Below are 788 nucleotides of genomic sequence, written 5' to 3' on the forward strand. Positions count from 1 at the left end.
CCCGGGGCCGTCCCGGGGCCGGGCTCGTCGTGCGGGGCGGGGGCGGCTTCGCCGGTCGCGGGGGCGGGGGGTGCCGTCTCCGAACTGTCCGGTGACTCGGGCGCCGGGATACCGGGAATGACCCGCTCGTTGTCGTCCGCCGGCGAGTCGGCGGCGAGGCTCTCGCCCAGCGCGGCGGCGAACCGGTCGAGCAGCCTGCGACCGGTGGCGGCGCGTTGCCGGTCCTCGAACTCGGTGATGCGGCCCTTGGCCCGCAGCGTGCCCTCACACGCGAGCACCGTTCCGGCGCCCTCACCGGTGTTCTCCGCAGCCCGGGGCAGCAGTGTCAGGGACAGCACCGCGGAGCCGCTCCCGCGCACCTCGGCGCCCTCACCCTCGATGGCAAAACCATTCTCCCGGGCGAGCAGGCGCAGCACGCCGCGATAGGTGATGGTCGAACCGGCGATCCGCACCCGCAGTCGCCCTTCGACCGCACCACCGTCCCCCGCGGACTCGGCGGCGGCAACCGCGGCGGAGTCCGCCTCGTCCGGCGCGTCGAGCTGAAGGCCCGGAACGCACCGCGCCACACGCTCCGGCTCGGCGAGCGCCGCCCGCACAGAGCCGATCGGAAACGGAACGTACACCTCGTGCTCCATGCCTGTGAGCCTACCCACGGGGTGGCTGAGATGTACCCGTGCCGCGACGACGCGCCGGAGTGGCCGACACCGGCAGCAGGACCCGTCCGATGCAGGCTCCGCCCGGCAGCGGGCCCCGTCCGCACCGGCTCCGCCCGGCAGCCGACCGGCCCC

General features: G+C 75.5%; 1 protein-coding gene. It reads right to left on the reverse strand.

Features of this window, described 5'->3' with window-relative positions:
• Nucleotides 1-635 (reverse strand): SRPBCC family protein (locus ACYVE9_RS29180; RefSeq protein WP_461030885.1); only part of this gene is annotated, 635 nt, incomplete at its 3' end.
• Between the last annotated feature and the right edge of the window lie 153 nt (nt 636-788).

This window comes from Streptomyces sparsus, from assembly GCF_054776295.1.